Source organism: Bartonella sp. AA126HLJHH (assembly GCF_042197425.1).
Taxonomy (GTDB): domain Bacteria; phylum Pseudomonadota; class Alphaproteobacteria; order Rhizobiales; family Rhizobiaceae; genus Bartonella.
Genome location: NZ_JBHIRU010000010.1, coordinates 25,083 through 52,002, shown reverse-complemented (window position 1 = coordinate 52,002; position 26,920 = coordinate 25,083). Strand labels below are relative to the sequence as shown.

Below are 26,920 nucleotides of genomic sequence, written 5' to 3'. Positions count from 1 at the left end.
CCTACCAACCACTCAGACAGATCAGCACACCATACCCCTCAAAAAATGGATTCAACAAGCAAGCCTTTTCTGAATATTCTTACACCCATCCCTCTCCAACACAAAGAGCGAAAGCTCCTACAAATACCGATCAATTCCGCTTCGAAGCAAAGACCCCACCCAAAAGACAAAACTTCACACACACCAAAAAGCTTCTCCCACAGCGCCAATTTTCACATTCTGCATCCTAGCTTTCGACTTCATTTGCAGACTCGTTCCCCAGTCCTTTCCCCCCATTCCATGCCAAGACAAAAGCATACAACGCATAAATTCTTCACTTCACTTTTACGGATTCACGTTTTTACGCTCTTCTATCTTTACAAAAGGCAGCCAAACAAAATTTCCAAACTAACCCACCACTCAATAAACAAGAGTCTGTTAACAATCCCACTTTTTATCGAGCACATTGCATTTGGGCAACCACCTCTCACCACCCCTCAAAGAATACTGTTTCACCAGACACGAACAGATAACCCCTACCCTCCAATATCCAGACACTCTCACAAAAAGCACCGTATAAATTGATATGCTTGAAGGTCCCTCGACGGCATATCCTTGCCTCTAATGCCCCATCTCACCCTACCTCAAATGACAATATTTTACAGCATAAGGCATAAGAATATAATGAGATAATTTTTAAGATACAAAACAATGCTCTCATTTTCCAAATCTTTTAATTGTTCTTGCCAATCCCTTGAAATTACTTTATCACTCAAAAGGTGCCTTGATCGTCTACGCAGCGATTAATAGGGAGTTGAAGCCCGAAAACTCAAACGTTAATTTACCCCACTTTGTGGGTATCCCGGAGTTCCGGGAGTTTTTGCTATGTCCAAGTGCTTGTCAGCACTAAAAGCAAAAAGCTGATTTGAGTTCAGTGCTTTCAACCTCCCGGAATACTCATGCGAGGGCGCTCGCAACTGGAGGGGAGCTTGAAGTGCAAACTAAAAATCCAGATTTCGCACTTTTTTAAAAAGTACCCAATCTTATAGTCTTTGAAATTATTTTGATTTTTCTTGCCAATCTTCTGAAATTGCCTTATGAATTGATCTGTGTTTTTGATCGTCCACGCAACGGTCAAATAGGGATTTGAAAGCCCGAACGCTCAGTACATAAATTTATCCCGCTTTGCGGGTATCCCGGAATTCCGGGAGCTTTTGCTATGTCCAAGTGCTTGTCAGCACTAAAAGCAAAAGGCTGGCTGAGCTCAGTGCTTTCAAACTCCCGGAATACTCATGCGAGGGCGCTCGCAACCGGAGGGGAGCTTGAAGTGCAAACTAAAAATTCACATTTTAATGACATTTCAATAGGTAAAAGAATCCGTCACAGACGCATTTCAATGGGACTTTCTCAAAAGGAATTAGGAAGCCATTTAGGTGTCAGTTTTCAACAAATCCAGAAATATGAAAAAGGTTTAAATCGTGTAAGCGCGGGGTGTTTGCTCGAAATTGCTAAAAAACTAGCAGTTCCTATGAACTTTTTTTTATGCGGACCTTTTAACAGCAGATATTCCCACAAAAGAACATGCCTTACACCACGATCAAGACACATACAGCGAAAAAGAACACGCACTTTTGAAAAACTTTAGAGAGCTCAAAGCGAAAAAACAAAAAGCAATCTTGTGGTTAATTTCTGATTAGGCAAAAGCGCATCAATCGACATCCTTTGCCAATATTCCCCTCTGCCTAAAGCCTTGCCCGCCTGATATCACCACATCTCAAAAAACGGTTTACGACACCGGTTTACGACATCATAGGATAACAAACTTCAAAATAGGATAAAAACACCAAAACCTTGGAAAAACATCCCCACCCCTCTCACAGAATCTTATCAAAAGATCTCATCTGATTTAAACGCACAATTCCGATTGTATCATTATGATACCTTTTTACATTTACCTTGTCAAGTTTTTATATTTTTCTTTTGATATTTTTGTATTTTTCTTTAAGGGAGCCACATCCCTCAAAACACCTTTCCTACAAAATGCCCCTCATACAAAACACAATGTCTAAAACAACAAGAGCTAAAATAGGATTTTTCCTAAATAGGCATCCCTCTAAATGGGCTTCCCCTCTAAATAGGATTTCCCCTCTAAATAGGCTTTCATTGTATTGCTCATTCACCCACTTATTAAAAAAAACACCTCTCAATGCTTCTCACACCCACTTCACGAATGTCCCCCATACAAATATAGATGCAACTATAATTGTTAAGCTCCGCATAGAATATAAACGCCAACCACAATTTTTCTCTCTTCACATCTCTTTACACATCAGCTCTGCAATCTGTTCACAGCCATTCCCCACACACTCTTCTCCAGAAAACGCACTTCAACAACACTCTTCATCCCAACTTTCTCCTCCATTCACGAAGACACTTCCCCCAATCCTCGCACCACATTCCATGCCATGATAAAAGCTCTCACAAAGCACAAATCCTCCGCTTCATTTTACAGATTCACATTTTTACGCTTTTACATCTTTACAGAACGCAGCCAAAGGAAACTCCCAAACCACCACGCGACAATTTGATAAAAACAAAACACCTTTCCAACAATCTCAAACAACAGATTTCTGTAAAGAGTTCATATGAATTTGATTGTTTAGATCTCACTATTAGATTGGCATATAGAGCCGTAGAACAGAAAGTAATTTTCTATAAGACAGAAACGATAAAAGCGCTATATAACTGAGACAGAACATGAAGGATTGTAAACAGATAAAACGACATCTTTCTTCGTTACAACACTGAAATTGTAAACGAGACGACGAATAACTGTCATCTGAATATGCAATTTTCATATCTGCAAATTTTTATTGATTAATTCAATCCCAACACTTCCCCTGAAACACATTTCTTCATTATCTACTTTTTTTGAGACAAACCGGTAAAGGGGTTTCATCGATTATAAGTGCGGATATAATAACGCGTTACTCCAACCTCATCATAAGAAACCATAGACATGATACCTGTCTTTATTGGCGTTATTTGATAAGTCAAGATTACACCATTTTGCTGTTTGTTTGGTTGATCTGTATAGATCACGTTATATCCATTCCGTCGCAAGAGATCAATAAATACAGGAGTAAAGTTGTCTTCTGTTTTATTTTTTTTCACAATAAGTGTTGTTGTAGCGGGCGGTAAAGGTTTTTTAAGATTACGAACAAAATCGTTAGCAATTAATTTTATATCATCTTGCGTAATATTTGGACTGACATAACTTGATGAATAATTATTGATAGATGCACAACCAGCCACCAATACAAGCGGTAACGGAAATAAATATTTTGACATCTTAACTCCCCTATTAATTGCATTCTCTTCTGAGAAGCTCCTACACCAGAAATAAGAGCCTCCTTTCAAAGAATAGCCTTAACAACATACTGCTTTACTATCAAGCATTAGTTAATCACTTTCTCGCTTGTTAAAAAAACGACCACCATCTCTCATAGTACTCAAAGCTTATGTTTAAGACACAAAATATATATGTTAAAAGTACGAAAAAACACATGTAAAGCATGTAGTATACATATAGTATATGTATACTTACTTTCATGGTGTGTTGCATTACATATTATTTAAGACAAATTTATCAGTAAAGAAGTACAGACTTTGGATGACTTTCCAAGCAATAAAAATGATATTTTTATCCCCATATCATTGAAATTATAACTTGATCGAAGAATAATTATTGTTTGAATATCTAGGCTTTTACGAGCCATTTAGATCCCGACTTTCCCCCACTATCTACCAATTTTTACCAATGTTGTTTCTTTTTTGGTTTTTCATTTACGCTCATCATTAGTTGTTTTATGTGTTTTTTGAGACAATTGTGAAGCTCTACCTCAAAGCAACGAATGAAATTTCCAAAACACCACGCAACAATTTGATAAAAACAAAACACTTCACAACTTAAATTCCACAAGCAAGCTTATCTCCACCTCTTTTCATTCTTTCTCCATCTCAAGGGGAAGATGCCCCCTCACGCTATCCTTCATCCGTTCGCACCACCACCTCTTAGACACACCATCCTAACACTACCCACACTCACTTTCTTTCATCCCCCTCAAATCACACTCTCTTCTCCAACCAACGCACAGCACCCTTCATTTCCCCTCCATTCACGAAGACACTTCCCCCAATCCTTCTCACCCCTCCATATCATGACAAAAAACACGCACAATATATGACCCCATAAATCCTCCGCTTCACTTTTACAGATTCACATTTTTACGCTTCTCCACATTTACAGAACAAAGCCAAGGAAAGCTTCATCCACCCCGTACCACTCTATAAACAACGGTCTGTAAAGAATTCAAATGCTTGCCTAGCAAGTTTCCACCAATGACCACTCATTCGTTTCAGATCACCCCCTTCAAAGAGCGGTGTTTTTACCTCATGAATAAGATAATGAGCGAACCGTCTTTAGAAAAAAGAAACGGCATGGAGATATAAAATATATCAATGGTCGTCATCGACTGTCGTGTTAAGAGGTGTTAACTCTTTATTTTTCTTAATTTTTACAACGCCAATAATTCCCGTGGAAATAATTAATGCGGACATCGCTAAAAAAGAGCTTAACAATCCCACGAGAGCCAAAAGTCCAGCAATAAAGCCAGACATTGCTTCCGCAGAGTTTGCTAAAGTTGAAAAGGTTCCAAAGCTCTTACCAAAATCTTCACGACGAGAGTATAATTGAATAGCTGAGACTAAACCAATATCCACAAAGGCACCAATAAATCCTAGAACAAATGCTAACACGAGAAGGAATTTTAAATAAATTTCTGCAGCTAAGGGCATAACAAACAGAATAACCCCATAAAGAAGCCAAAATATCATGAGCTTCAACGATGTAATATTTAATATAATTTTACTATATAACAAACCACCAACAATAGTTCCAACAGCCATGAGAGAAAAAATATAACTCACAAAGCTCTCCTCTCCCCCCACAAAAAGAACAAAAGCTGGAATTAAAAATCTTAAAATTGCACCCGTAAAGAGAATAGCAAACGATGAGCCAACGAGCGTAATAAATAAATTATTATTTTCTGTAGAAATATATTTAAGATATGAAGCTGTTTCTCTATAAATTTTTATAAAATTGAATGATTTATTCTCGCTTGAATTTAAATTCATGAGATTAAATAACATGATAATAGATATAAAATAGGTAAAAAAATCAAAAATGAGTACTGCCGATTTATTTGCTAAAAAAAGCAGTATGGAACAAACCAAAGGGCCAATGACGGCTGCCGTTTCCATGATAATTTGAGCAATGCTATTGGCCTTTGTAAGATCTTTTATTGAAAACATTCTGGGAATAGCAGCTTGAAAACTTGGTTGGAAAATACTTCTTCCTATCGTTGTACATATTGCTGCAAAAATAAGAACAATGATATGTGCCGTACCTGTTATATAAGTTATAAAAACAAACAATGAAGCTAATAATCTCACAACTTCACTTAAGATCATATTTTTCTTCAAAGAAAAATTATCCGCTAACCAACCGCCTATAGGGCCAAAAAAGAGAAAAGGGATAAATCGAAAAAAATACACAAGACCTGTAAAAAAGGTGTTATCTGTTAATTCTAAGACCAGTAAAATAAAAACAACTTCATAAGCATAATCTCCAACTTTGGAAATAAAGAGAGAGCAAAAAAGAGCTAATGGACTCTTTTTTAAAAACAAATTCATATCAACCATCCGATATTAAACTTTTCTACACTTAAAGTTACACTTCCTTCGATACAATTGGTGATATGAACTTCAGAAGAGTCTTTTATTCTAATAAATCGCTTAATAAGTTAAGTGAAAATTTTTAAAGAAATACTCCTCTTGATATAAGCATTTACTCTAATATCAAGTAATATCTTTAAAAAAGAAAGAATGTAAAAATTATGAGATCACAATCTGCTATATTAGTACATTGACCTCCGCCCCACGTTTCAAAGAATGAAAATTCCCAACCAGCACTAATCTACAATCCCACGTCAAAAAGCAGCTTTCCCCACAAAATAAAGCTTACACCCACCCACGCCTCAAACGACAGCACTTCGTCAGGCTCGACAAATCAAGCCCTATCTTCTTAAGCCGCCATCCTTCACGCATCTCTTTGCAACACCCGCCTTACCCACACTCTCCTCCTATCCATGCGCACTCTCTTCATCCTCCATTCCTCCTTTTTCTCTCCCATCACACACTTAACAACTTAACAGCACTCTTCCTCTAAACTTCCATTCACGAAGACACTTCCCCCCAATTCTCGCACCACATTCCACGCCCCCAAAAGCCCAAAGTGACCAAAAACACGCACAATATATAATCCACAAATCCCCCCACTTCACTTTTACAGATTCACATTTTTACGCTTTTACATCTTTACAGAACAAAGCCAAACGAACCTTCCAAACCACCACTCCGCACCGCTCTATAAACAATAGTCTATAAACGAACCCAGCTTTTTGCCTAGTACCCTTACAGTCTTCAGACCCGCCCCTCAAACGACAGCACGTCATCAGGCTCGACAAATCAAGCCCTATCTCCAAAACCGCCATCCTTCACGCATCTCTTTGCACCACCGCCTTACCCACACTCTCCCCCTATCCATGCGCACTCTCTTCATCCTCCATTCCCCTTTTTCTCTCCCGTCACACACTTAACAACTTAACAGCACTCTTCCTCTAAACTTCCATTCACGAAGACACTTCCCCCAATTCTCGCACCACATTCCACGCCCCCAAAAGCCCAAAGTGACCCAAAACACGCACAATATATAAATCCATAAATCCCCCACTTCACTTTTACGGATATACGTTTTTACGCTTTTACATCTTTAAAGAACAAAGCCAACGAAAGGTTCACCACCCCGCACCACTCTATAAACAATAGTCTATAAACGAACCCAGCTTTTTGCCTAGTACCCTTACAGTCTTCAGACACCCCCCTCAAACGACAACACTTCATCAGGCTCAACAAATCAAGGCCTGCCCTCAAATATTCTAGCTCTTCACACCCCTTCAAAGAGCAGTGTTTTATGGCATAAATAGAATAGAAAATTTTTGATTTTTCTTGCTAATCTTCTGAAATTACTTTATCACTTAAAGTGTAATTTTGGTCGTCTACGCAACGATCAATAGGGATTAAAAACCCGAAGACTTGACACATAAATTTATCCCGCTTTGCGGGTATCCCGGAATTCCGGGAGATTTTGCTATGTCCAGGTGCTTTGGCACTAAAAGCAAAAAGCTGAGTCAAGTCAGTGTTTTTAACTCCCGGAATACCAATGCGAGGGCGCTCGCAACCGGAGGGGGGCTTGAAGTGCCAACTAAAAATCCACATTTTATCGACATTTTGATAGGCAAAAGAATCCGTCACAGACGCATTTCAATAGGACTTTCCCAAAAAGAATTAGGAAGCCATTTAGGTGTCAGTTTCCAACAAATCCAAAAATACGAAAAAGGCTTAAACCGTGTAAGTGCCAAATGTTTACTAGAAATCGCCCAAAAACTAGAAGTTCCCGTAAACTTTTTTTATGCAGACCTTGCCACAAAAGAAGATCTTTCAACAAAAGAAACCCTCTTACACCACAATCAAGAAACCTATAGCGAAAAAGAACACACTCTGTTGAGAAACTTTAGAGAGCTCGAAGCGAAAAAACAAAAAGCAATCTTGTGGCTAATCTCTGATTAAGCAACAGCACAACGATCAACATTATTCCATTCATATCCCCCTTAAGTCACATTCAAACCAACACACCACCCCCCTTCAAAGAGCAATGTTTTACGGCAGAATAGAATAGAAAATTCTTGATTTTTCTTGCCAATTTTCTGAAACTACTTTATTACTTAAAGGGTGAGTTTGGTCGTATACGCGACGATCAATAGGGAACTGAAAGCCCGAAACCTCGATACATAAGAATGAACCCACTTTTGTGGGTGTCCCGGGATTCCGGGAGATTTTGCTATGTCCAGGTGCGATGAGCACTAAAAGCAAAATGCTGATTCGAGGTCAGTGCTTTCAGGCTCCCGGAATACCAATGCGAGGGCGCTCGCAACCGGAGGGGGGCTTGAAGTGCCAACTAGAAATCCACATTTTATCGACATTTTGATAGGCAAAAGAATCCGTCATAGACGCATTTCAATAGGGCTTTCCCAAAAAGAATTAGGAAGCCATTTAGGCGTAAGTTTCCAACAAATCCAAAAATACGAAAAAGGCTTCAATCGTGTAAGCGCAAAATGTTTACTGGAAATCGCTCAAAAACTAAAAGTTCCTATGAACTTTTTTTATGCAGACATTGCCACAAAAGAAGATCTTCCCACAAAAGAAACTCTCTTACACCACAATCAAGAAACCTATAGCGAAAAAGAACACACTCTGTTGAGAAACTTTAGAGAGCTCGAAGCGAAAAAACAAAAAGCAATCTTGTGGCTAATCTCTGATTAAGCAACAGCGCAACGATCAACGTTATTCCATTCATATTCCCTTTAAGTCAAATTCAAACCAGCTTCCCCTCAAACAACAGCACTTCATCAGTCTCAAAAAATCAAGCCCTGCCCTCAAATATTGCAGCTCTTCACTCCCCTTCAAAGAGCGGTGTTTTATGGCAGATAGGATAATCAGCTGCATTTTTGTTGTCACTTATAATTTTCCAATGACTTTTGAATGCCTCAATCAATTTTTTTATAGCACTTTTACTCTTTTTAAAGCTTCTTTCTCTGCTTCTTCTTTTAACTTCATGTCATTGGTGCCTTCATACCTTTTTATTGTTTTTTCAATCTGATCATCAGTCCCTGCTTTAAAAACAATCATTGTTTCAAACGGACGAAATAATGACGATTGCGAAATATGAAAAAAGATATTCGTGCGCAAATTGTTTGGATCAAACTCGCTATACCTTTTTATTTTTAAGTCATCGATAGATATCGCTTTTTTTGACATAGCAAGACCAATAACATCGCTATTTTTCTCACCAAAATCTTTTACTTTTAAAAGGTTATTTTTAGCGTCACAAACTGTCGATATATTCATGACTTCGTTAAGAACTAGAGCATTTATATCAAATTGAGCACCTATGCCAAAAATGAATACAAGATCACGCAAAGAAAAAGCTTTTTGAAAATAACAAGCATTGTACAAACGTGAGCGAATCCCAAGACATCTGACTGCTCGTCGAATGATTTTTATAGCGAGCTCATATGATTTTTCATCTAAACGATGATCACGAATGTCTGGAATGTAGATTTCTTGTGTTTCTTGTAACGGTGCAACTTCACTGTTTACTGCACGATCAATAAGCTTTTCTAACCAATTGTAACTCTCAACATTATCCTGCTCTCGGACAGACGATCTAATCTCTTCTAAAAGATTGTCCAGCCCACACTCTTCTCTAAAAGCACGCTCTCTTCGATCACACGTCATCGTAAATGTATGGGTATTTTCTCGTTTGTCCGGTATAGATGATGCGTCAATTTTTGGATCATTCACTTTAAATGGATCAACGCTTTCTCCACTTTTAACAGATATCGAATGCTCACCTCTAATAGTATCAAAAACTCTCGCCCCTTGCTCCTCCCTAAAAGAAATGCCTTGTTCAAGAAACATCTTTAATGGATTGGAATCATCCGGTGTTAACGATATACGCTGTATTAAAGAGTCCAAAATTTCCTGTTGAAGCTTATCATCACTTATTAACGAATCTTTCCTATCCTCGTAGAAATCCTTTAAGCCTTCTGGAATACGCCGATTGTAACTCTTAACTTCCTTTGCAAACCAGCTGTTAATTAATTCCTTGTTTGTGGCTAAGTTTGTAGCTAATTTCATGAGATTATACCCCCCATTTAAATTTCAAATGACCCTTTTTATCAATAAACTCCAATACAGTTCTTATTAAAGTTCTTGAAAAAAGTTCATTATCTGTTTATTTTACTTAATATTTACCATATTATAGTTTATTGGTAAATAAGTAAAGTAAACTAAATTAAGATATAGATGATATTTTTAATATACACCTCCACTTAAACTTGTCTTTGTAACACGAATAGCGAAAATTTTAACCAAAACAGGTTAGGGAGCTTTTTTTAAGTCTTTATCTTGATTAAAAAACTGCAAAGGAGCAAACTTGATTGTGCAGATAATCATGCTTCATTATCTACGAGCCACTAACAAGAGTGCAATCAATCAAACAGTTAAAAAAAACTTTTAGCAAAATTTTAAAGCAAAAAAACGCACATCACCGAAAAAATGAGAGAGCAGTGCATTTTACGCATCCTCCACCTTTTTCTTAAACAGCAAAACTCCAATCCATCATCAAAATATCTTCGTCTAAAATCCCCCACACCCCCTCAAAGAGCAATGTTTTACGGCGGATAAACGGCATTTCTCTCTAACGTTTTTACGCACAAAGCAATAAAGCAATCCCGCTTGTGACTTCACTTATAAAATTGCAAGAAAATAGTTTTCACGACAAACAGAAGTAAAAGAATCCTACGATATTCGAAAACGCTGATTTAACATGCAAAAACACCAGCCACTCCCTTTGCTTTGCAATAAAATACCGCTGTCTCATCGTGAATTTTTCTAAATCAGCACGCTTCAAAGAGCGGTGTTTATCACATAATAGGATTATCACCGCCCTTTATACCATGAATTTTTCCAAACTTAATCTTCAGGCAAAAATTCCAACCGATCTCCTTGTTTTGTAATTTTCACCGTCGTCTCATCGTGAATTTTTCCAAATAAGATGTTTTCCGCCAATGGATCTTGAATTTCTTTTTGAATAATCCGTTTAAGGGGACGCGCACCATAAAGGGGATCATAGCCCTTATCGGCAAGAAATTTTCTCACCTCTGGCTCGATTTGCAAAGTTATTTTGCGTTCATTGAGCAAATTTTGCAAATGTTCTATCTGAATATCGACGATCGCTTCCATATCGTGACGTTGCAGCCTTTGAAAGAGAATAATCTCATCAATACGGTTTAAAAATTCAGGACGGAAAGCCGCTTTAACGACATTCATAATATCATTTTTTGCCTGATCGGTTGTTTGCCCTTCAGGCAAAGCAGTTAAAAACTCAGCACCAAGATTAGAAGTCATAATCAGCAAGGTATTGCGAAAGTCAACGGTACGTCCTTGACTATCCGTCAAGCGTCCCTCATCCAACACTTGCAACAAGAGATTAAAAATATCAGGGTGTGCTTTTTCAATTTCGTCAAACAGAATGACCTGGTAAGGTCTTCTACGTACAGCTTCAGTCAGCACCCCACCCTCTTCATATCCAACATATCCAGGAGGTGCCCCAATCAGCCGCGCCCCAGCATGCTTTTCCATATATTCCGACATATCGATACGCAACATGGCATTGGAATCTTGGAAAAGAAAAGCGGCAAGAGCTTTGGTTAATTCGGTTTTCCCCACACCAGTAGGACCCAAAAACATGAAAGAGCCAAGCGGACGATTGGGATCTTGCAACCCTGCACGCGCACGACGTACAGCACGAGAAACAGCTTGCACAGCCTCTCCCTGACCAATCACACGTTTGCTAATTTCATCTTCCATCCGCAACAGCGCCTCCCGTTCTGCCTCCAGCATTCGATCAACAGGAATACCGGTCCAGCGTGAAACAATCCGCGCCACATGTTCAGCAGTAACCGTCTCTTCAACGAGATGATTTTGTTGGTCATCATTTTCCGCAATACTCAATTGTTTTTCGAGTTCAGGGATAACGCTATAAGCGAGCTCTCCAGCGCGTTGGAATTGTCCATCACGTTGTGCAATAGCCAAAGCATTACGAGCTTCTTCGAGTTGTTTTTTCAAATCAGCAGCATGCCCTAATTTTTGTTTCTCAGCCTGCCAAGCACTTGTCATCTCAGCGGACTGTTGTTCCAATGTTTTGAGTTCCTCCTGCACATTTTCCAACCGTTCTTTTGCTGTTGGCTCGACATCTGTTTTCAAAGCTTCCCGTTCGATCTTCAACTGTAAAATACGCCGATCAACAGCATCGAGTTCTTCCGGCTTTGAATCGACCTGCATCCGCAAACGCGCCGCCGCTTCATCGATAAGGTCAATAGCTTTATCCGGCAAGAAGCGATCCGTAATATAGCGGTTAGACAAACGCGCCGCCGCAATCAAAGCACTATCAGCCAAGCGCACTTTGTGATGTTGTTCATATTTTTCCTTAATACCGCGCAAAATAGAAATAGTATCTTCCAAAGAGGGTTCAGGTACAAAGACAGGTTGGAAGCGGCGTGCAAGAGCAGCATCTTTTTCGACATATTTTCGATATTCATCGAGCGTAGTAGCGCCCACACAATGGAGTTCTCCGCGTGCAAGAGCAGGTTTTAACAAGTTAGAAGCATCCATAGGACCATCAGATTTTCCAGCGCCAACAAGATTATGCAATTCATCGATAAACAAAATGATCTGACCATTTTCAGCTTGCACCTCTGCCAGCACCGCTTTAAGGCGCTCTTCGAATTCCCCACGATATTTTGCACCAGCGATAAGCGCTCCCATATCCAACGCATGAAGCTGTTTATCCCGCAAAGTTTCAGGTACATCGCCATTAACAATGCGCAATGCCAACCCTTCCACAATAGCTGTTTTCCCCACCCCAGGCTCACCAATCAACACGGGATTATTTTTGGTCCGCCGTGAAAGCACCTGAATAGTGCGGCGGATTTCCTCTTCCCGCCCAATCACAGGGTCGAGTTTTCCTTCACGTGCATCTTTTGTGAGATCACGGGCATATTTTTGCAAGGCATCATATTGTCCTTCAGCATGGGGGCTTGTTGCTGTTTTTCCTTTCCGCAGCGCATTAATTGCCCGATTAAGCGCTTGCGGGGTCAATCCTCCACTTGTTAAAATATCGGCTGTTTTTGCGGTCTTTTCCATGATCAGCGCTTGCAACATGCGCTCCACGGTCACAAACTGATCACCGGCTTTTTTCGCAATATCCTCAGCCAGCGCGAAAACTTTTGCCAATGGCTGCGAAAGATAGAGCTGTCCATTTCCCCCTTGCACTTTAGGCAAAGCATCAAGTGCTTCTTTTAGCGCCTTTTGAATAAGAGTAAGATCACCACCAGCGTTTTGGATAAGCGATGCAGCCAATCCTTGAGAATCGTCTAACAACACTTTCAGGAAATGCTCCGGCATAAACTGCTGATGATCAGAAGCAAGAGCGCTATTTTGTGCTGATTGTAAAAAACCCTGCACGCGTTCGCTATATTTTTCCAAGTTCATTTTTTTTCCTTAAATCTCAAGCCATCACCACACTTTAACCTCTCCAATATTCCACAAAAGAAACATCCAGAAAGGATTATCCAGCCTCTAAAAAACACCGCGAAAAAAGCAGCAAGAAGAAGAACCATAGTGCTAAAAAGAATATGGGTTTCTACAAGCCTCATAGCAAGAGGGAGAAAAAAAATACGCTATCATTTTAAATAAAAACCGCAACTTTTCTTATACCCCCATCATCACTCCCCCTTTTAAACCATCACCCCTAAATTCCACCATTAAACTTAAATTTGAACAGCAGAAAAGGAGCATGCAAAAACACTTTAAACAAAGTAGTCTTTACAGCATATAGTTTAGAGTAAACATTAAAGTATTTTCTCTAATTTTACTTAACAAAACATTGAATATGTGCTTTAATACTTATAAAGTTACACTATTTTTATTAAGATAGAGGATTTGAGTATGTACCATACTGTAAAAAAGGTTATTTTAATACTTTTATTCCTTCTAATAAGTAAACCAAGCTATGCCGTTTTTGCCGGCAAAGTTATTACAATAGAGCATGAATGGCCTGAAAATGCATTATTTGATCTATTTGTGTTCACCCAGCAAGTAAATTACGATGGTGGGCCTAACTCCATCTATTTCTGGGGAAATAAATTTGAATTCCAAAACGGAAAAAGTGGACAAATTGGTTTTTTCAACAGGAGCAGCCGTACCATTCATTTTTCTATCTGGAATGCAACGGGATGGAAGGGTGATAAATGTAAGCATTTTACTCAGGAAGGTTCAGGAGTACGATGTGAAATTAACTTTCCATGGGAGATGGGACGCAGATATCGATTATATGTTGAAAAAAATGAGAATCTAGTTACAGCGAAAGTAGTCGATTTTACAACGGGTAAAAAAGTGAATATTGGGACCATAGAAGTACCAAATACATTTGGCAAACTCCGTAAATCTTCAAGTTTTGTTGAAGACCATTCTCGTTGGAAGAGACATCTTTCCTCCTGTTATGATTTAAGTCCGCAAAGTTCGATTTTTTTTGATCCTAATGGCTTAAAACAAAACAAGCTACACGAAGGGACTCTGAAAGTTTCTAATCAAGGAAAGTGTCGAGATTCTGACCTCATCCAAACATCATGTACGTTCACTTTTTGTATGACAAGTATAAGCAACTTTGGAGGTTTAGCCTCGCCTACAGCTAAACCAGAAATCCCCATTTCCAATGGGAAAGATCTGTCTGCAGAAACAATTTCTAACGTTTTGAAACAAAAAGAGCTTGTCGTTATTCGTTCAAAAGATCGTTCTTGGGCACCCAATATCTTTTTTCCATCTCCTGCTTCATTTAAGTGGAAATCAATCTTTATAGATCATCTAGCGGCTTTCAGTTCTACGCTTCACACCACTCACGGCACACAAAAGATAACCACGGGTCAAAAGATTATGTATATGTCTGATGGAAAAACTTGGAAAATTATGAAAAGAAACTAACTTTTTTCTTCTTGATAAGCCCCTCACTCCCCTTTAAAAATAAATGGGGGTGAGGAAGTTTTTTTCATTTCCCCACCACAGCTCCCTTTCCCAGTTATTTTTTCGAGCACTGCTCTCATCCCTTTAGCTCACCTCATCATCATACTTTCCAGCGCATTTTCTCCATTCTCATCCCCTTTCAAAACCACAACACCCTTTAATAAAAGCCTCACCTCCCTCTTCTATCACCCTCACACCATCCCTTCACGCATCCCTCTGCACTACCCCGCCTCTTATCCACACCCTCCCCCTTGTCCATAGGCACTCTCCCATTCCACGCACTCCTTTTTCTCTCCCATCAAACATTCACGACTTACAGCACTCTTCATTCCAGCTTCCCTCCTCGATTCACAAGCTCTCGTTCTCCCCCCATTTATCTCACCCCATCCATGCAAAAACCCAACGTGCCCCCAAAACACGCACAATGCATAAATCCATAAATCCTCCTCTTCACTTTTACAGATTCACATTTTTACGCTTTTACACATTCACAGAAAACAGCCAACGAAAGATTCACCACCCCACACCGCTCGATAAACACTGGTCCGTAAACAATCCAGCTTCTTATCTAGGGAAGGACTACTGATCAATTATCACCATCCCTCAAAAGACGCGCTTTATCAGACAAGACAAATAAGCCCTTCCTCCAAATATTCTCCACATACTCTTCTCCAGAAAATGCATTTAACACCCCTTTTCATCCCAGCTTTCCCCTCTCCACTCACAAATGCGTCCCCTAGTTTTCTCACCACATTCCACGCCAAATAAAAGCATACACACAGTACAAATCCTCCGCATCATTTTACGGATATACGTTTTAACGCTTTTACGTTATTACAGAAGTCAGCCAAATAAAATTTCCACATCACCACCCCGCACCGCTCTGTAAACACTGTTCTGAAAACGAACCCAGCTTTTTGCCTAGTCCCCTTACAGTCTTCAGACTACCCTCCTCAAACGACAGCACTTCATCAGGCTCAACAAATCAAAGCCCTATCATGAATATTCAAGCTCTTCACTCCTCCTTCAAATAGCGCCGTTTTACGGTATAACAGAATAGAAAATTTTTCATTTTTCTTGCCAACCTTCTGAAACTGCCTTATGAATAAATATCGTAAGTTTGATCGTCTACGCAGCGATCAACAGGGAACTAAAAGCCCTAAACCCTAACGTACAATTGAGCCCACTTTTGCGAATATCCTTAGAATTCCGGGAGTTTTTGCTATGTCCAAGTGCTTTAAGCACTAAAAGCAAAAAGCTGACTAGGGTTCAGTACTTGTTACTCCCGGAATACCAATGCGAGGGCGCTCGCAACCGGAGGGGGGCTTGAAGTGCCAACTAAAAATCCACATTTTATCGACATTTCTGATTAAGCAAAAGACGCGATTTATAATCCATATTTCGCACTTTTTTAAAAAGTACCCAATTTTATAGTCTTTGAAATTATTTTCATTTCTCTTGCCAATCTCCTGAAATTACTTTATCACTTAAAGTGTGTTTTTGATCGTCCACGCAACGATCAAATAGGGAGTTGAAAACCCGAACGCTCAGTACATAAATTTATCCCGCTTTGCGGGTATCCCGGAATTCCGGGAGCTTTTGCTATGTCCAAGTGCGGTAAGCACTAAAAGCAAAAGGCTGACTGAGCTCAGTATTTTCAACCTCCCGGAATACCAATGCGAGGGCGCTCGCAACCGGAGGGGGGCTTGAAGTGCCAACTAAAAATCCACATTTTATCGACATTCTGATAGGCAAAAGAATCCGTCACAGACGCATTTCAATAGGGTTTTCCCAAAAAGAATTAGGAAGCCATTTAGGTGTCAGTTTCCAACAAATCCAAAAATACGAAAAAGGCTTAAATCGTGTAAGCGTAGGGTATTTACTCAAAATCGCTCAAAAACTAGAAGTTCCCGTAAACTTTTTTTATGCAGATATTGCTACAAAAGAAGATCTTCCCACAAAAGAAAATACCTCACACCACAATCAAGAAACATATAGCGAAAAAGAACACACCCTTTTAAAAAATTTTAGAGACCTCCAGCCGAAAAAACAAAAAGCAATCTTATGGTTAATTTCTGATTAGGAAAAAGAGCAACAATTAACATACCCCCGCCTAAAGTTTCCCATACCTGATATCACCATACCTCCAAGAGTGATGTTTTATGGCATATAAGATAATTCACACTATAGCTCCTCGTTTTCTGTTTCCATTATTGCTTCAAGTCAAGCTGATTAAGGATTGGCAGCTGAGTTTTTTAAGTTTGGCTATTCGTAGCAAAGCGGAGTTAAACAAAAATGACATTGTTACTCAAAACCATGCCCCCTATTGCGTTTACGAGACGGTAGAACAGCGTCAAGAAGGCAAAGCCCCGAAAAAAAATATGAGCGGTTAAGTAAAAATCAAAGATTAAACCTATAACGTCAAAAAAGCTGCTCTATGTTGGATTATCTCCACGTCCTCTAAATCTCAGAAAAATGATTTAAAACATTTGTTTTATTGATGAGCCAATCATTGAGATCGAACAATTAACAAAGAACGGTTCAGCAATATCCTGATAGCCAATAAACAGAATAATCCACTCAATCCAGAAAGAAGGAACAATTTTCCAGCCGAAGTGTGACCTAAAACAAACGCTCCAACAAACGGCGCCACCAACATAGCTAAATTTTGTATAGACTGCACCCATCCGGAAGCCAATCCAATCTGTTCATTGAAATTGCTTACCAGATAAACATTAGAAGATATGGAAAAGTAAGCGCTAACCATTCCAATAAGGAAAAAACAGAGCAACAAAGTCTCAATACGGAGTAAATCAAAGTAAAAAAAGCACACTGAGATCATGACAAAACCAATCATTGTTGACATTGCCGGCATTAACAACTCTGATATTTTGCCTGTAAGGGGTTTATGCTTTGATTGTTTCACACTCCAAAATCCATAGAGAAAATTACCGATTGCCGAAGCCGATACCAGCATCCCAAGAGCCTGTTTATTCATTTTCATTGCACTAAGAATAACCGGCAACTGATTATTCACCATAAAGATCATGGCAAAATACACAAACATCACCGCCACATAGGCATACCAAGTTGTCCCATAAAGCCTCTGCTTTGATTTTATGGTATTCGCTGTTTTTATCATGAGCGACGAGACAGGTTGTGCACCAAGACAACAAAACACCATAAAGCCTAGCAATGTCAAAAATCCAGAAAACAATAAAGTATAGGTATCTGATAAAAGTACAGACAGAGCACTCCCCAAAGCAGGTCCTATCATCTTTGCCGCGCTATTGATCATGTTAAGCACAGAATAGTAACGAGTCCGTCCGTTTTCAGGCACCGAATTTGCACTGAGAACGGAAATTGCAGGCATGGCTAGACTGTTGAATGTCGCTCGAATAACTGCCAGTATAATAAATCCTTGCAGACTCGTCGCCATCAATAAACCGACAGTACAGAGTGCCCGTAACAGCAGTGACGCCCGCAACCAATGGATCATAGAACGGTGACTTACCAACATTCCAATTGGCTTAGACAGAACGATACCAGGTAATAATGTTGCCGCTCCAATAAAAGCGACATCATATTGATCAGCTTTCCACGTGAACACAGATACGGTCAAAATCACGATATAATCAATCCAACCGCCAAATGACACCACGCCATTACCCAGCAAAAGCACCAACAAGCGATTTTTTACTGCCCCGTCTCTTTGCACCAAAACACGCACCCCTTCTTTTTCGTTAGCAATACTGATTAGATGACCAATTTTTCCTCACACCCTAAAGGCACCAACAACTTTCACGCAACAAAGCACCAACAAGCAACTTTTTATTGCCCCGTCTCTTTGCACCAAAACACGCGCCCCTCTTTTTCCTTAGCAATACTGCTTATTTGTTAGCAATACTGCTTAGATGATCAATTCTTCCTCACGCCCTAAAGGCACCAACAGCTTTCACGCAACAAAGCACCAACAAGCGATTTTTTACTGCCCCGTCTCTTTGCACAAAAACACGCGCCCCTCTTTTTTGTTAGCAATACTGATTAGATGACCAATTTTTCCTCACACCCTAAAGGCACCAACAACTTTCACGCAACAAAGCAATTTATAATTATCCATGGTAAACAAAACCTCTGGAGATAAGTCTTAGATATGTATTAAAACTTCCATCGTTGATTGAACTTAATCTGCGTCTTTGCGAATGACGATAATAAGCAAGCCGTTAATCCAGCTCTTAAATACATTTACGATAATCCCGCGCGCCTCCCCTTCAGTTTCCACACAAAAAAACGCTTTAGCGTTCTTTTCTCAAGAGAACTCTTTATTCTTCTTCATCACTTACTTGTGGTGGGGGTGGTAAAATATAAGAGCCTGAAAGCCAACGATTAAGATCAATAGCTCGGCACCGTGTGGAACAAAAAGGATAAGAAGATTTTTGTGACATCTGACCACAAATAGGACAAGGATGCGGAGGACGGGTCTCTTTTTGCAAATTTAGCTCTTTTTGTTCTTGGCACACCTTTGTCATTGGCTTCTTCATTAACTTTTCTTCTGTTGCTTTTTTTTCATTTTTGCTTTTCTCTTTTTGTTGCTTTTCACCTTGCATTGATCTTACCTTAGAGTTTTTCTAATGCGTTTGTTCAGCCCAGTGAGTGAAAAGTGGATAGTGATAAGCGGTCAAGAGATCGGCTGTTTCAGCCAAAGGCAATCCCACAACATTAGAATAAGAACCCGTGATATGGACAACAAAAGCCCCTGCTTTTCCTTGGATAGCGTAGCCACCTGCTTTCCCTTGCCATTCTCCTGAAGCAAGGTAAGCCTTCATCATGGCAGAGGTTAAGCGTCTAAAGCGAACACGACTTTCAACCAATTTTACGGTTATTTTTCCACGTTCATTGAGCGCACAAATGGCACCATAGACCTTATGCGAACGCCCAGAAAGGTATCGTAAACATTCATAAGCCTCATCCTCGCTTTCTGGTTTGGGAAAAATGGTCCGCCCAACAGCCACCACCGTATCAGCCGCCAAGATAATCATTTTCTGTCCAGGTAATTTTTCTTGACCATTCTGCAACTCGTCTTGACCATTCTGACTGTACCAGCGCAAAATTTTTTGGGCTTTCAGTGCTTTTTCTTTTGCCAAACGTTTAGCAAGGTTTGCAGGATGTTCTTTTAATTTTGGCGTTTCATCAATATCGCTTGCATAAACCTGCTGGGGATCAATCCCTATTTGTGCCAAGAGCGCTAAACGCCTTGGCGAAGCGGAGGCAAGCACCAAATGAATTTCTTCTGTAAGAGTATCTGCCAAACGTTTTTCCCCCCACTCTCTTATATTTCTCATTTCCACCCCTTCACAATTGACTTCCCTCTCGCCCCCTTTAGCGCCCCCTTTTAAGCGCCCCTTTAGCCTCCCTTTTAAGCGCTATTGATCTCCTTATCCTTTTTCCGCATCGATTTTACAGTTTTTCAAGGCTCTTCAAACACTCCCCTTTTTTCACTCATGAAAAGCAAACTAAAAAACTGTTAAAAAATAATAGAAATAATATGATAGCTTTTAGAAAAAAGTGCAAGCCACCCACGAGGCTACTTATAGCGATATGTAATACGCCCTTTTGTCAAATCATAAGGTGTCATTTCCACCATGATTTTATCACCGGCCAACACCCGTATACGATTTTTCCGCATTCTACCAGCGGTATGGGCAATAATTTCATGATCATTTTCCAGTTTCACACGAAACATCGCGTTAGGTAAGAGTTCAGTAACGATACCAGAAAATTCTAAAACTTCTTCTTTTGACATAAACAAACATTTCCTTTACAGTGCACATATTTTGTTAAGCTGCGCGTTATTTCCAGCGTTCATACCCTATTTTCTTAAGTTTGTGAATAAAAATTCCACAAAAAGGGAAAGGTTTTTCAAGTTTACTCTCTCATGTTCTCAAAAAACGTCATCCCACACCTTAAGAATCAAAACTTTTTTTTCACCAATTTTACCCGCTAATTTCCTTCAATTTTTATGATGATTTTGGTTTCAGTGTGACAAGAAATTACGCTAATTTTTTCCCCTAAAGCATTTTCCCAACACCTCTGACTAATCCCTCCACAACTTACGAACAATCATCCTCTCTCCAACTTTTCCTCACCTTCCACACCTTAAACATGCGCCCTTCAGATAAACACCACTCCCCCCACGCCAGAAGCCCTTCCTTTTCTCAAAAACCTTCTCCATTCTTCACTCACCATTCACAACATGCTTCACTGCCCCACACTTCATACTCTACGCATTTCCCATACAGCCTTCCCCATTTTCTCTCTCTCTTCACACGCTTCCTCTAAGCCACTCCTTCCATTTATGTTGTTCTTCCTACCTTCGAAAACACGATCCCTATACATTGCGTATCATTAACCACAACGCCTCTAACGACATAAAGCCTTTTCCTTTTTTACACATTTCCGTTTTTACGCTTTTACGTATTTACAGAAAGCAGAAAATCTGCAAAAAATGCATTACACAATAACGTTTTCAACAACTGTCATTAAAATCTCGCCTCCCTTTTCATCTAAATCCCCCTATTTTCACTTAAATCATAGATATAAACCGCCCTATTATTTGTATTAACCAGCATAAAATTTTTCGAAAAATTCTAACGATCAAAAGGGGTCATAAGAAGCATTTTACGACTTTTAAAAGAATTTTTATTTACACCCAGTGCTTTTTTGTAACGTAGAAGAGCACATTTAATTAATTGACTATAAGAAAGTTTGAAATGAGAGAAGCTCTTCGTTTTTCTCATTCAACATCCACAACGATAACTCCTTCTTATAAATCAATTTTTTTCGTAATACAAAACGCACCAAAAGGAATAGACTTGTGTTGCATATTCACGCGCTTGTTTTAAAGAAAGATCTCTCAACGCTCATCACACCCATTTTGCAAAACGCCGCCCGTAAAGAAATGGTAAGCCCCCATGAAGTATATAAAATCCTTTCAGCCCTCCCCTATCTTTACGCTTATGGAAAAACACGTTTACGCTTATAGAAGAACAAGCCGGCATCATCACAAAAACTCTGCCAGCTCCCAATGTTGCAGACAGCCTTCGGTTCAAGAGACACTTCATTAAAGGCATGCCTTTCTTGTACAGTTTTGACCCACATGGCTCACTCACTTATGATGTATAAGCCAAGTAATTTTAATTGATTTAATATGAGAGAACTGGTGATGAGAAATTTTATTATATTCAGCAACGCGCTTCACGTTAAAAGGGTTATTTGTCATTATAAATCAATATATTAATAAAGAAGAGAGTCATCATCAAGACGCTTACCTTTTTCTAAAAAAGGCTTCACACTGAAAGAAAACATCTAAAACTTAGATAAAAAAAAAGGTTTGCCTCTAATAAACAAACCTCTACAGAAAATTATTCACATAACTTTCAAAATTTTAAATTAATCCCTCTAGAAGCAATAAAAACGCTTTAGAAGCACCAAAATGAATACAAAGATCAATTTAACACAATGTTAAGAAAAATCAAGAACAAAAAATTTTTATCGTTAATGCACCTTTAAAAAACGAGGCTTCTTAACCTACGCGTCTCAAAAGTCTGGGGCTTCTTCTACAAACGCCTCTAAGCCAATCAATCCCTTCATCTCTCTCAAAAGACAGCATAAAAGGTTCACAGTACAAGTCTTCGCTAAAAAAATATCAATCGCCAGCGCTCATAAAAGCCAGCGTTGGTATAAAAGATCAGATTATCGAACAATCTTGCTAAAATGTCTTCCCAATAAATAAAAAAGAAGCGGATTCTTAAATATTTCCGCCTCTTTAACAATAAAAATTATGATGAGGGATTATTAAAAAATTTCAAGACTGTGAAGGGAACCAATTTGATAACAATTCATACCTTACAGGATCATCGGCACATTGCCCACCACCACATTCCAGTATGGTAGAAATCAAATTTGCCGCAATCAAAAACACAAATAAGAAACTTGCCGCTTTACTCAAGACTGGAAAAGGAGAAAATTCTTTGAACTTGTGTGCCAATTCGCCTAAAATCATGACAAATGAGACAGCAAAGATACAAAGGACAGAAATAATGAAAGCCCAAGTATAAAAATGCAATCCAAAGAACGTTGAACCATATCCTAAATCATCGGGTGTGATATGCAAAAACACTTGCCGTGCTGCCACAGCACTGGTTACCATACAACCAAGAATAACCATACCATAATGGGTATTTTTCACCTTATGGTGAATATTGAGTAAGAACCCACAACCTGCCAGCATCAATCCAACGCGCTGCAGCAAACAAAGGGGACAAGGTAACTCAAACTTTACCAATTGATAATAAAAAGCCACCACCAAGACAATAGATAACCCAAAGAGTCCTAGCGTATTCATAAAGATGACGAAGTGAGGATTTTTTTGTTCAACATGTTCCATGGCTATTCTCTCAAAAAGATAAATTTAAAGTAGAAGTTGCGTGATGATTGAAAGTGAGAAGAATGACAACGAATAAAATTGCCCACAAAGCATAACTTATATTTTTTTTGCCACACATAGTCGTTACTGCAGTACCTAAAGCGATTAAAAATGGAAGAAACATAGCTTTTAAATCTCCTTTACATCCGTTGTTTAACTCTTATTTATTTCAGCGTTCACCATATTACAAAATTGGGCAAAAAAGAGACCATGGATTTATTATTCACAATTCGTCACTCGCGATTGATATTGCCATTATATTTAAGTGAAAAAACGATATAATCGCTCAGAAGCACATCTCAACAAAAGCGTTAAAAGCACAAAAGCGTTGATTATTCGCTTCCCCTTATATCTGCCATTGTTAAAGATATATCGACAATTATAAAGATTATATCCCCTATAAAGATTATATCCCCCACTCACAAAAGAATCACTTGAACAACAAAATAAATAGGCTTTGAAATCGAGAGATATACATCTCTTTTTTTCTCAAAAGAATATCCTCATTTTGCAACACATTTTTGACATAAAAATCTCTTTTTCTCATAAGCAATGTTTCAAATTGCAACAGATTTTATATCATATGGTGATCTTGTTTATTTTAGCAAATAAAAAATAAGACATTTTTAAAAAAAAACTTATAATCAATGGCTTTTCCCCAATACACTTTTCCCTCTTATCTTAAATAAAAGACAATACCGCAAGCTCAACAGCCTCATGGGTCCCACGCCACCCCGTGACATTACCCTCCCCGCTCACAAGAAGTGCTTCATGCCTTCAATACTTTAGTTTTTCATCTCTCGAGATCCCCTTTAAATTTTTAGCTTTCCGCCTTATTTGAAAAATAACTGTTTCTCTGTCATCAATTGGCTTTGCAAAAAGAATATAAAACTTTAAAAAATAATGATAAAGAATCGCATTGAACCTTTGAAAAGGATAGAGAATGATGAAAAAATCATGTGATGTGGCGATTTTAATGGGGAGCCAATCGGATTGGCAAACGATGTGCCATAGTGCAGATATTTTGACGAATCTTGGTATTTCTCATAGTTCGCATATTGTCTCAGCACACCGAACTCCTGAACGCCTTTATCAATTTGCCAAAGAAGCAAAAGAAGCAGGGTTTAAAGTTTTAATTGCCGGTGCGGGGGGTGCAGCGCATCTTCCAGGTATGTTAGCAGCCCTTACTCCTCTTCCTGTTTTTGGCGTTCCAGTGCATTCTCACTCTCTTTCTGGTCAAGATTCTTTGCTTTCAATCGTGCAAATGCCAGCAGGGATACCCGTCGGCACATTAGCAATTGGCAAAGCAGGCGCAATTAATGCAGCACTTTTAGCCGCAGCCGTTATGGCCGTTTATGACCATGATCTCGCCCAACGATTAGAAGATTGGCGTCAACAACAAACAGCCAATGTCGCCCAAACGCCTGTAACGGAGGTTTAAAATGGCACCGTTTTCCACCCCCCCCTCCAACGCCACCCCCTCCAACGCCACCCCCTCCAACACCACCTCGTCCAACACCACTCTCTTCACCATGTTACCTCCAGGCAGCGTCATTGGTTTAATCGGGGGAGGACAATTAGCACGGATGCTCGCCATAGCGGCTGCAGAATTAGGATTTCGAACCGTTATTTTTTGCCCTGAAGCCGATTGCCCAGCCGCTCAAACAGCAAACAACCATATTGTTTCCTCCTATGACGATATATCAGCTTTAGATCATTTTATTTCTCAGTGTGATGTTGTCAGCTATGAATTTGAAAATCTTTCGCTTCAAACGGTTCAATATGTAGAAAAGAGTAAGCCTGTTTATCCTTCTTCCAAAGCATTAAAGATCACGCAAGATCGACTTTTTGAGAAGCAATTTTTGCGTGATCAAGGGATTGGCACCGCGTTATGGCACGCTGTTGACAATTCTTCTTCTCTTCTTTCCGCTCTTGATACCTTAGGCGGACGTGGTCTTTTAAAGACGCGTCGTTTTGGTTATGACGGAAAAAACCAGATCAAGCTTGATCACCCAGATGAACAAACCCTTGACGAAGCCTTAAGGACTTTTCAGGAACAGCCTTGTATTTTGGAAGAAATAGTTCCTTTTTTATCGGAAATTTCGGTTCTTTCGGCACGTACAAAACAAGGAGAACATATTTTTTATGACTGCCCTGAAAATCAACACAAAAATGGTATTCTTCATAAATCCTTTGTTCCATCACATATTCCACCTGAGGTGCAAAAAGCAGCTCAAGAAATCAGCTTAACAGTTATGGATGCCCTCAATTATGTTGGTGTTCTTTGCATTGAATTTTTTGTCTTAACGAATGGTCATCTTTTAGTGAATGAATTAGCACCGCGTGTCCATAATTCTGGTCATTGGACACAAAAGGCATGCATAACTTCACAATTTGAACAGCATATCCGTGCTATTTGCGGACTTCCCTTAGGCAGTCCCTATCGCCATAGCGATTGCCAAATGACCAATCTTCTTGGTAACAATTTTAGCACGTTAAAATATTTTCTGAAGCAAGAGCGCACCTCGATCCATTTATATGGCAAAAGCACTGTTCACCCCAACCGCAAAATGGGGCATATCATCCAATTACTGGGACCAGCCAACAAATCTTAAGCCCACATATATACAAATACTTTTTCACACTTTTCCCCTAAATGAACTGAAAAAACAACCTCTCCCCCCACACCGATATCCATCGGCTTCAAAAGCGCCCCTAACCTTTTAATTCTCCCCTGAAAGGGCGTGAAGCCCTCCTACAAGCTCCTTCTCTCTTAAAAACATCACCTCTTCCCCCTCCAAACCGCTTCATCCTACACGAACATCTCATCCGCCCTCAAAAACAAAGCTTCACTCCACACCAATATCCAAGCAGCACAACAAGCGCTCCCAACCCTTCAACTCCACCCCCTAGCTCTTCTCCCCTTCCTTTTCTCAAAAATATCCCCCGGCTAAAAATAATCCACCAGCCCCCAACTTCACTACCCCTCCACCTCCCACAGCATAAATATTCCCCTATAACATACGCAGCCCCTTCATTTTTCTTTTAATGCCAATCTTTAGGCCTTTTAATTGCAACCTTTAGAGGATAAACTTACCTCTTGCGGCCTATAGAGAGCATTCTAACAATGCGTTCTCATTGCCTCTAGTCTCCCTTCTTGTGTTCATTCTTTCACAAAATTGCCAAGCGCTCCGCACCACCCCTTGAGTTTCATGTCAAAGATATCATTACAGTACTAAGCTTATCCATCATAGCAATATCCTCTCTCCCCTCATAAGGCGATATTACCTGTGTCGTATTTTCTAGGGCTTGAAGCGTCTCTCCTTATTTCATTTCGCAATAAAGCTTAAAATAGCAGATAAACATACAACTACACACCGAAAGAAAACCGTAAATTTAGCTTACACGCTAAAACACCAGCCGCTTAAAATATCACTCACTTTAACATTTGTAATATTTGTGACCTCCGTTATGTCTATCGCCTTCGTTCTTTCCCCTATAAAGTTACATTATTCAAATTTGCGCGCCTAACCGCGCTCAAGGACGAAGATTCCTGTGCCGATCTGTCAACAATCAAGCTTTTCTTAAGTAAACTCAACCGGCTAAACACTTCAATATTAAATGCCTCTTCGC

18 protein-coding genes and 1 pseudogene are annotated in these 26,920 nt (G+C 39.4%); 9 read left to right on the top strand and 10 right to left on the bottom strand.

Annotated features, from left to right (window positions below; all coding sequences use genetic code 11):
* The first annotated feature begins 1,306 nt into the window (after window positions 1–1,306).
* Window positions 1,307–1,676, top strand: a pseudogene (locus tag ACFIQC_RS06180) (helix-turn-helix domain-containing protein).
* Between the two features lie 1,258 nt (window positions 1,677–2,934).
* Here the strand turns inward: ACFIQC_RS06180 and ACFIQC_RS06175 are convergent.
* Window positions 2,935–3,330, bottom strand: a complete 396-nt coding sequence (locus ACFIQC_RS06175; RefSeq protein ID WP_375638506.1) for a hypothetical protein — start codon at window positions 3,328–3,330, stop codon at window positions 2,935–2,937.
* A 1,167-nt stretch (window positions 3,331–4,497) separates the two neighbouring features.
* Window positions 4,498–5,733, bottom strand: coding sequence for an MFS transporter (locus ACFIQC_RS06170; RefSeq protein WP_375646295.1), 1,236 nt, complete (start codon window positions 5,731–5,733; stop codon window positions 4,498–4,500).
* 1,623 nt (window positions 5,734–7,356) lie between these two features.
* Here ACFIQC_RS06170 and ACFIQC_RS06165 point away from each other — a divergent pair.
* Complete coding sequence (locus tag ACFIQC_RS06165) at window positions 7,357–7,728, top strand: helix-turn-helix domain-containing protein (RefSeq protein WP_375641172.1); 372 nt, start codon at window positions 7,357–7,359, stop codon at window positions 7,726–7,728.
* A 381-nt stretch (window positions 7,729–8,109) separates the two neighbouring features.
* Window positions 8,110–8,481: a helix-turn-helix domain-containing protein gene (locus ACFIQC_RS06160; protein WP_375647812.1), complete on the top strand. Its 372-nt coding sequence runs from the start codon at window positions 8,110–8,112 to the stop codon at window positions 8,479–8,481.
* Between the two features lie 237 nt (window positions 8,482–8,718).
* On the opposite strand, the gene ACFIQC_RS06155 is transcribed toward ACFIQC_RS06160, so the two are convergent.
* Window positions 8,719–9,858 carry a hypothetical protein gene (locus tag ACFIQC_RS06155; protein ID WP_375706883.1) on the bottom strand — a complete coding sequence of 380 codons (1,140 nt, stop codon included), beginning with the start codon at window positions 9,856–9,858 and terminating at the stop codon, window positions 8,719–8,721.
* Window positions 9,859–10,695: 837 nt separating this feature from the next.
* Window positions 10,696–13,275: an ATP-dependent chaperone ClpB gene (clpB, locus tag ACFIQC_RS06150; protein ID WP_375706882.1), complete on the bottom strand. Its 2,580-nt coding sequence runs from the start codon at window positions 13,273–13,275 to the stop codon at window positions 10,696–10,698.
* Window positions 13,276–13,731: 456 nt separating this feature from the next.
* Here clpB and ACFIQC_RS06145 point away from each other — a divergent pair, with 456 nt between their 5' ends.
* The 3 genes from ACFIQC_RS06145 to ACFIQC_RS06135 all read left to right on the top strand — a co-directional run bounded on the left by ACFIQC_RS06145 (window position 13,732) and on the right by ACFIQC_RS06135 (window position 17,195).
* Window positions 13,732–14,763, top strand: coding sequence for a DUF3472 domain-containing protein (locus ACFIQC_RS06145; protein WP_375706881.1), 1,032 nt, complete (start codon window positions 13,732–13,734; stop codon window positions 14,761–14,763).
* 1,750 nt (window positions 14,764–16,513) lie between these two features.
* Window positions 16,514–16,885: a helix-turn-helix domain-containing protein gene (locus ACFIQC_RS06140; protein WP_375653671.1), complete on the top strand. Its 372-nt coding sequence runs from the start codon at window positions 16,514–16,516 to the stop codon at window positions 16,883–16,885.
* A gap of 79 nt (window positions 16,886–16,964) precedes the next feature.
* Window positions 16,965–17,195, top strand: coding sequence for a hypothetical protein (locus ACFIQC_RS06135; RefSeq protein WP_375706880.1), 231 nt, complete (start codon window positions 16,965–16,967; stop codon window positions 17,193–17,195).
* 116 nt (window positions 17,196–17,311) lie between these two features.
* Here the strand turns inward: ACFIQC_RS06135 and ACFIQC_RS06130 are convergent, their stop codons facing one another.
* The 4 genes from ACFIQC_RS06130 to infA form a co-directional block, all read right to left on the bottom strand.
* Window positions 17,312–18,520 (bottom strand): MFS transporter, encoded by a 1,209-nt coding sequence (locus ACFIQC_RS06130; protein ID WP_375621512.1) that lies wholly within the window; start codon window positions 18,518–18,520, stop codon window positions 17,312–17,314.
* Between the two features lie 604 nt (window positions 18,521–19,124).
* A complete protein-coding gene (gene yacG / locus ACFIQC_RS06125; protein WP_375611670.1) occupies window positions 19,125–19,409 on the bottom strand; it encodes a DNA gyrase inhibitor YacG in 285 nt (94 codons plus the stop codon).
* A gap of 21 nt (window positions 19,410–19,430) precedes the next feature.
* Window positions 19,431–20,144: a Maf family nucleotide pyrophosphatase gene (locus ACFIQC_RS06120; RefSeq protein ID WP_375611669.1), complete on the bottom strand. Its 714-nt coding sequence runs from the start codon at window positions 20,142–20,144 to the stop codon at window positions 19,431–19,433.
* Between the two features lie 242 nt (window positions 20,145–20,386).
* Window positions 20,387–20,605, bottom strand: coding sequence for a translation initiation factor IF-1 (gene infA / locus ACFIQC_RS06115; RefSeq protein WP_004857577.1), 219 nt, complete (start codon window positions 20,603–20,605; stop codon window positions 20,387–20,389).
* A 1,071-nt stretch (window positions 20,606–21,676) separates the two neighbouring features.
* Between infA and ACFIQC_RS06110 the strand changes: the two genes are divergently transcribed.
* Entirely contained in the window at window positions 21,677–21,844 is a 168-nt protein-coding gene (locus ACFIQC_RS06110) for a hypothetical protein (protein ID WP_375693623.1), read from the top strand.
* Between the two features lie 822 nt (window positions 21,845–22,666).
* Here the strand turns inward: ACFIQC_RS06110 and ACFIQC_RS06105 are convergent.
* Both ACFIQC_RS06105 and ACFIQC_RS06100 read right to left on the bottom strand, forming a co-directional pair.
* Window positions 22,667–23,248, bottom strand: coding sequence for a disulfide bond formation protein B (locus ACFIQC_RS06105; protein WP_375613594.1), 582 nt, complete (start codon window positions 23,246–23,248; stop codon window positions 22,667–22,669).
* Between the two features lie 10 nt (window positions 23,249–23,258).
* Complete coding sequence (locus tag ACFIQC_RS06100; RefSeq protein ID WP_273790835.1) at window positions 23,259–23,411, bottom strand: DUF5993 family protein; 153 nt, start codon at window positions 23,409–23,411, stop codon at window positions 23,259–23,261.
* A gap of 819 nt (window positions 23,412–24,230) precedes the next feature.
* Here ACFIQC_RS06100 and purE point away from each other — a divergent pair.
* Both purE and ACFIQC_RS06090 read left to right on the top strand, forming a co-directional pair.
* Window positions 24,231–24,728 carry a 5-(carboxyamino)imidazole ribonucleotide mutase gene (gene purE, locus ACFIQC_RS06095; protein ID WP_375610656.1) on the top strand — a complete coding sequence of 166 codons (498 nt, stop codon included), beginning with the start codon at window positions 24,231–24,233 and terminating at the stop codon, window positions 24,726–24,728.
* A 1-nt stretch (window position 24,729) separates the two neighbouring features.
* Complete coding sequence (locus ACFIQC_RS06090) at window positions 24,730–25,902, top strand: 5-(carboxyamino)imidazole ribonucleotide synthase (protein WP_375706879.1); 1,173 nt, start codon at window positions 24,730–24,732, stop codon at window positions 25,900–25,902.
* The last annotated feature ends 1,018 nt before the right edge of the window (window positions 25,903–26,920 follow it).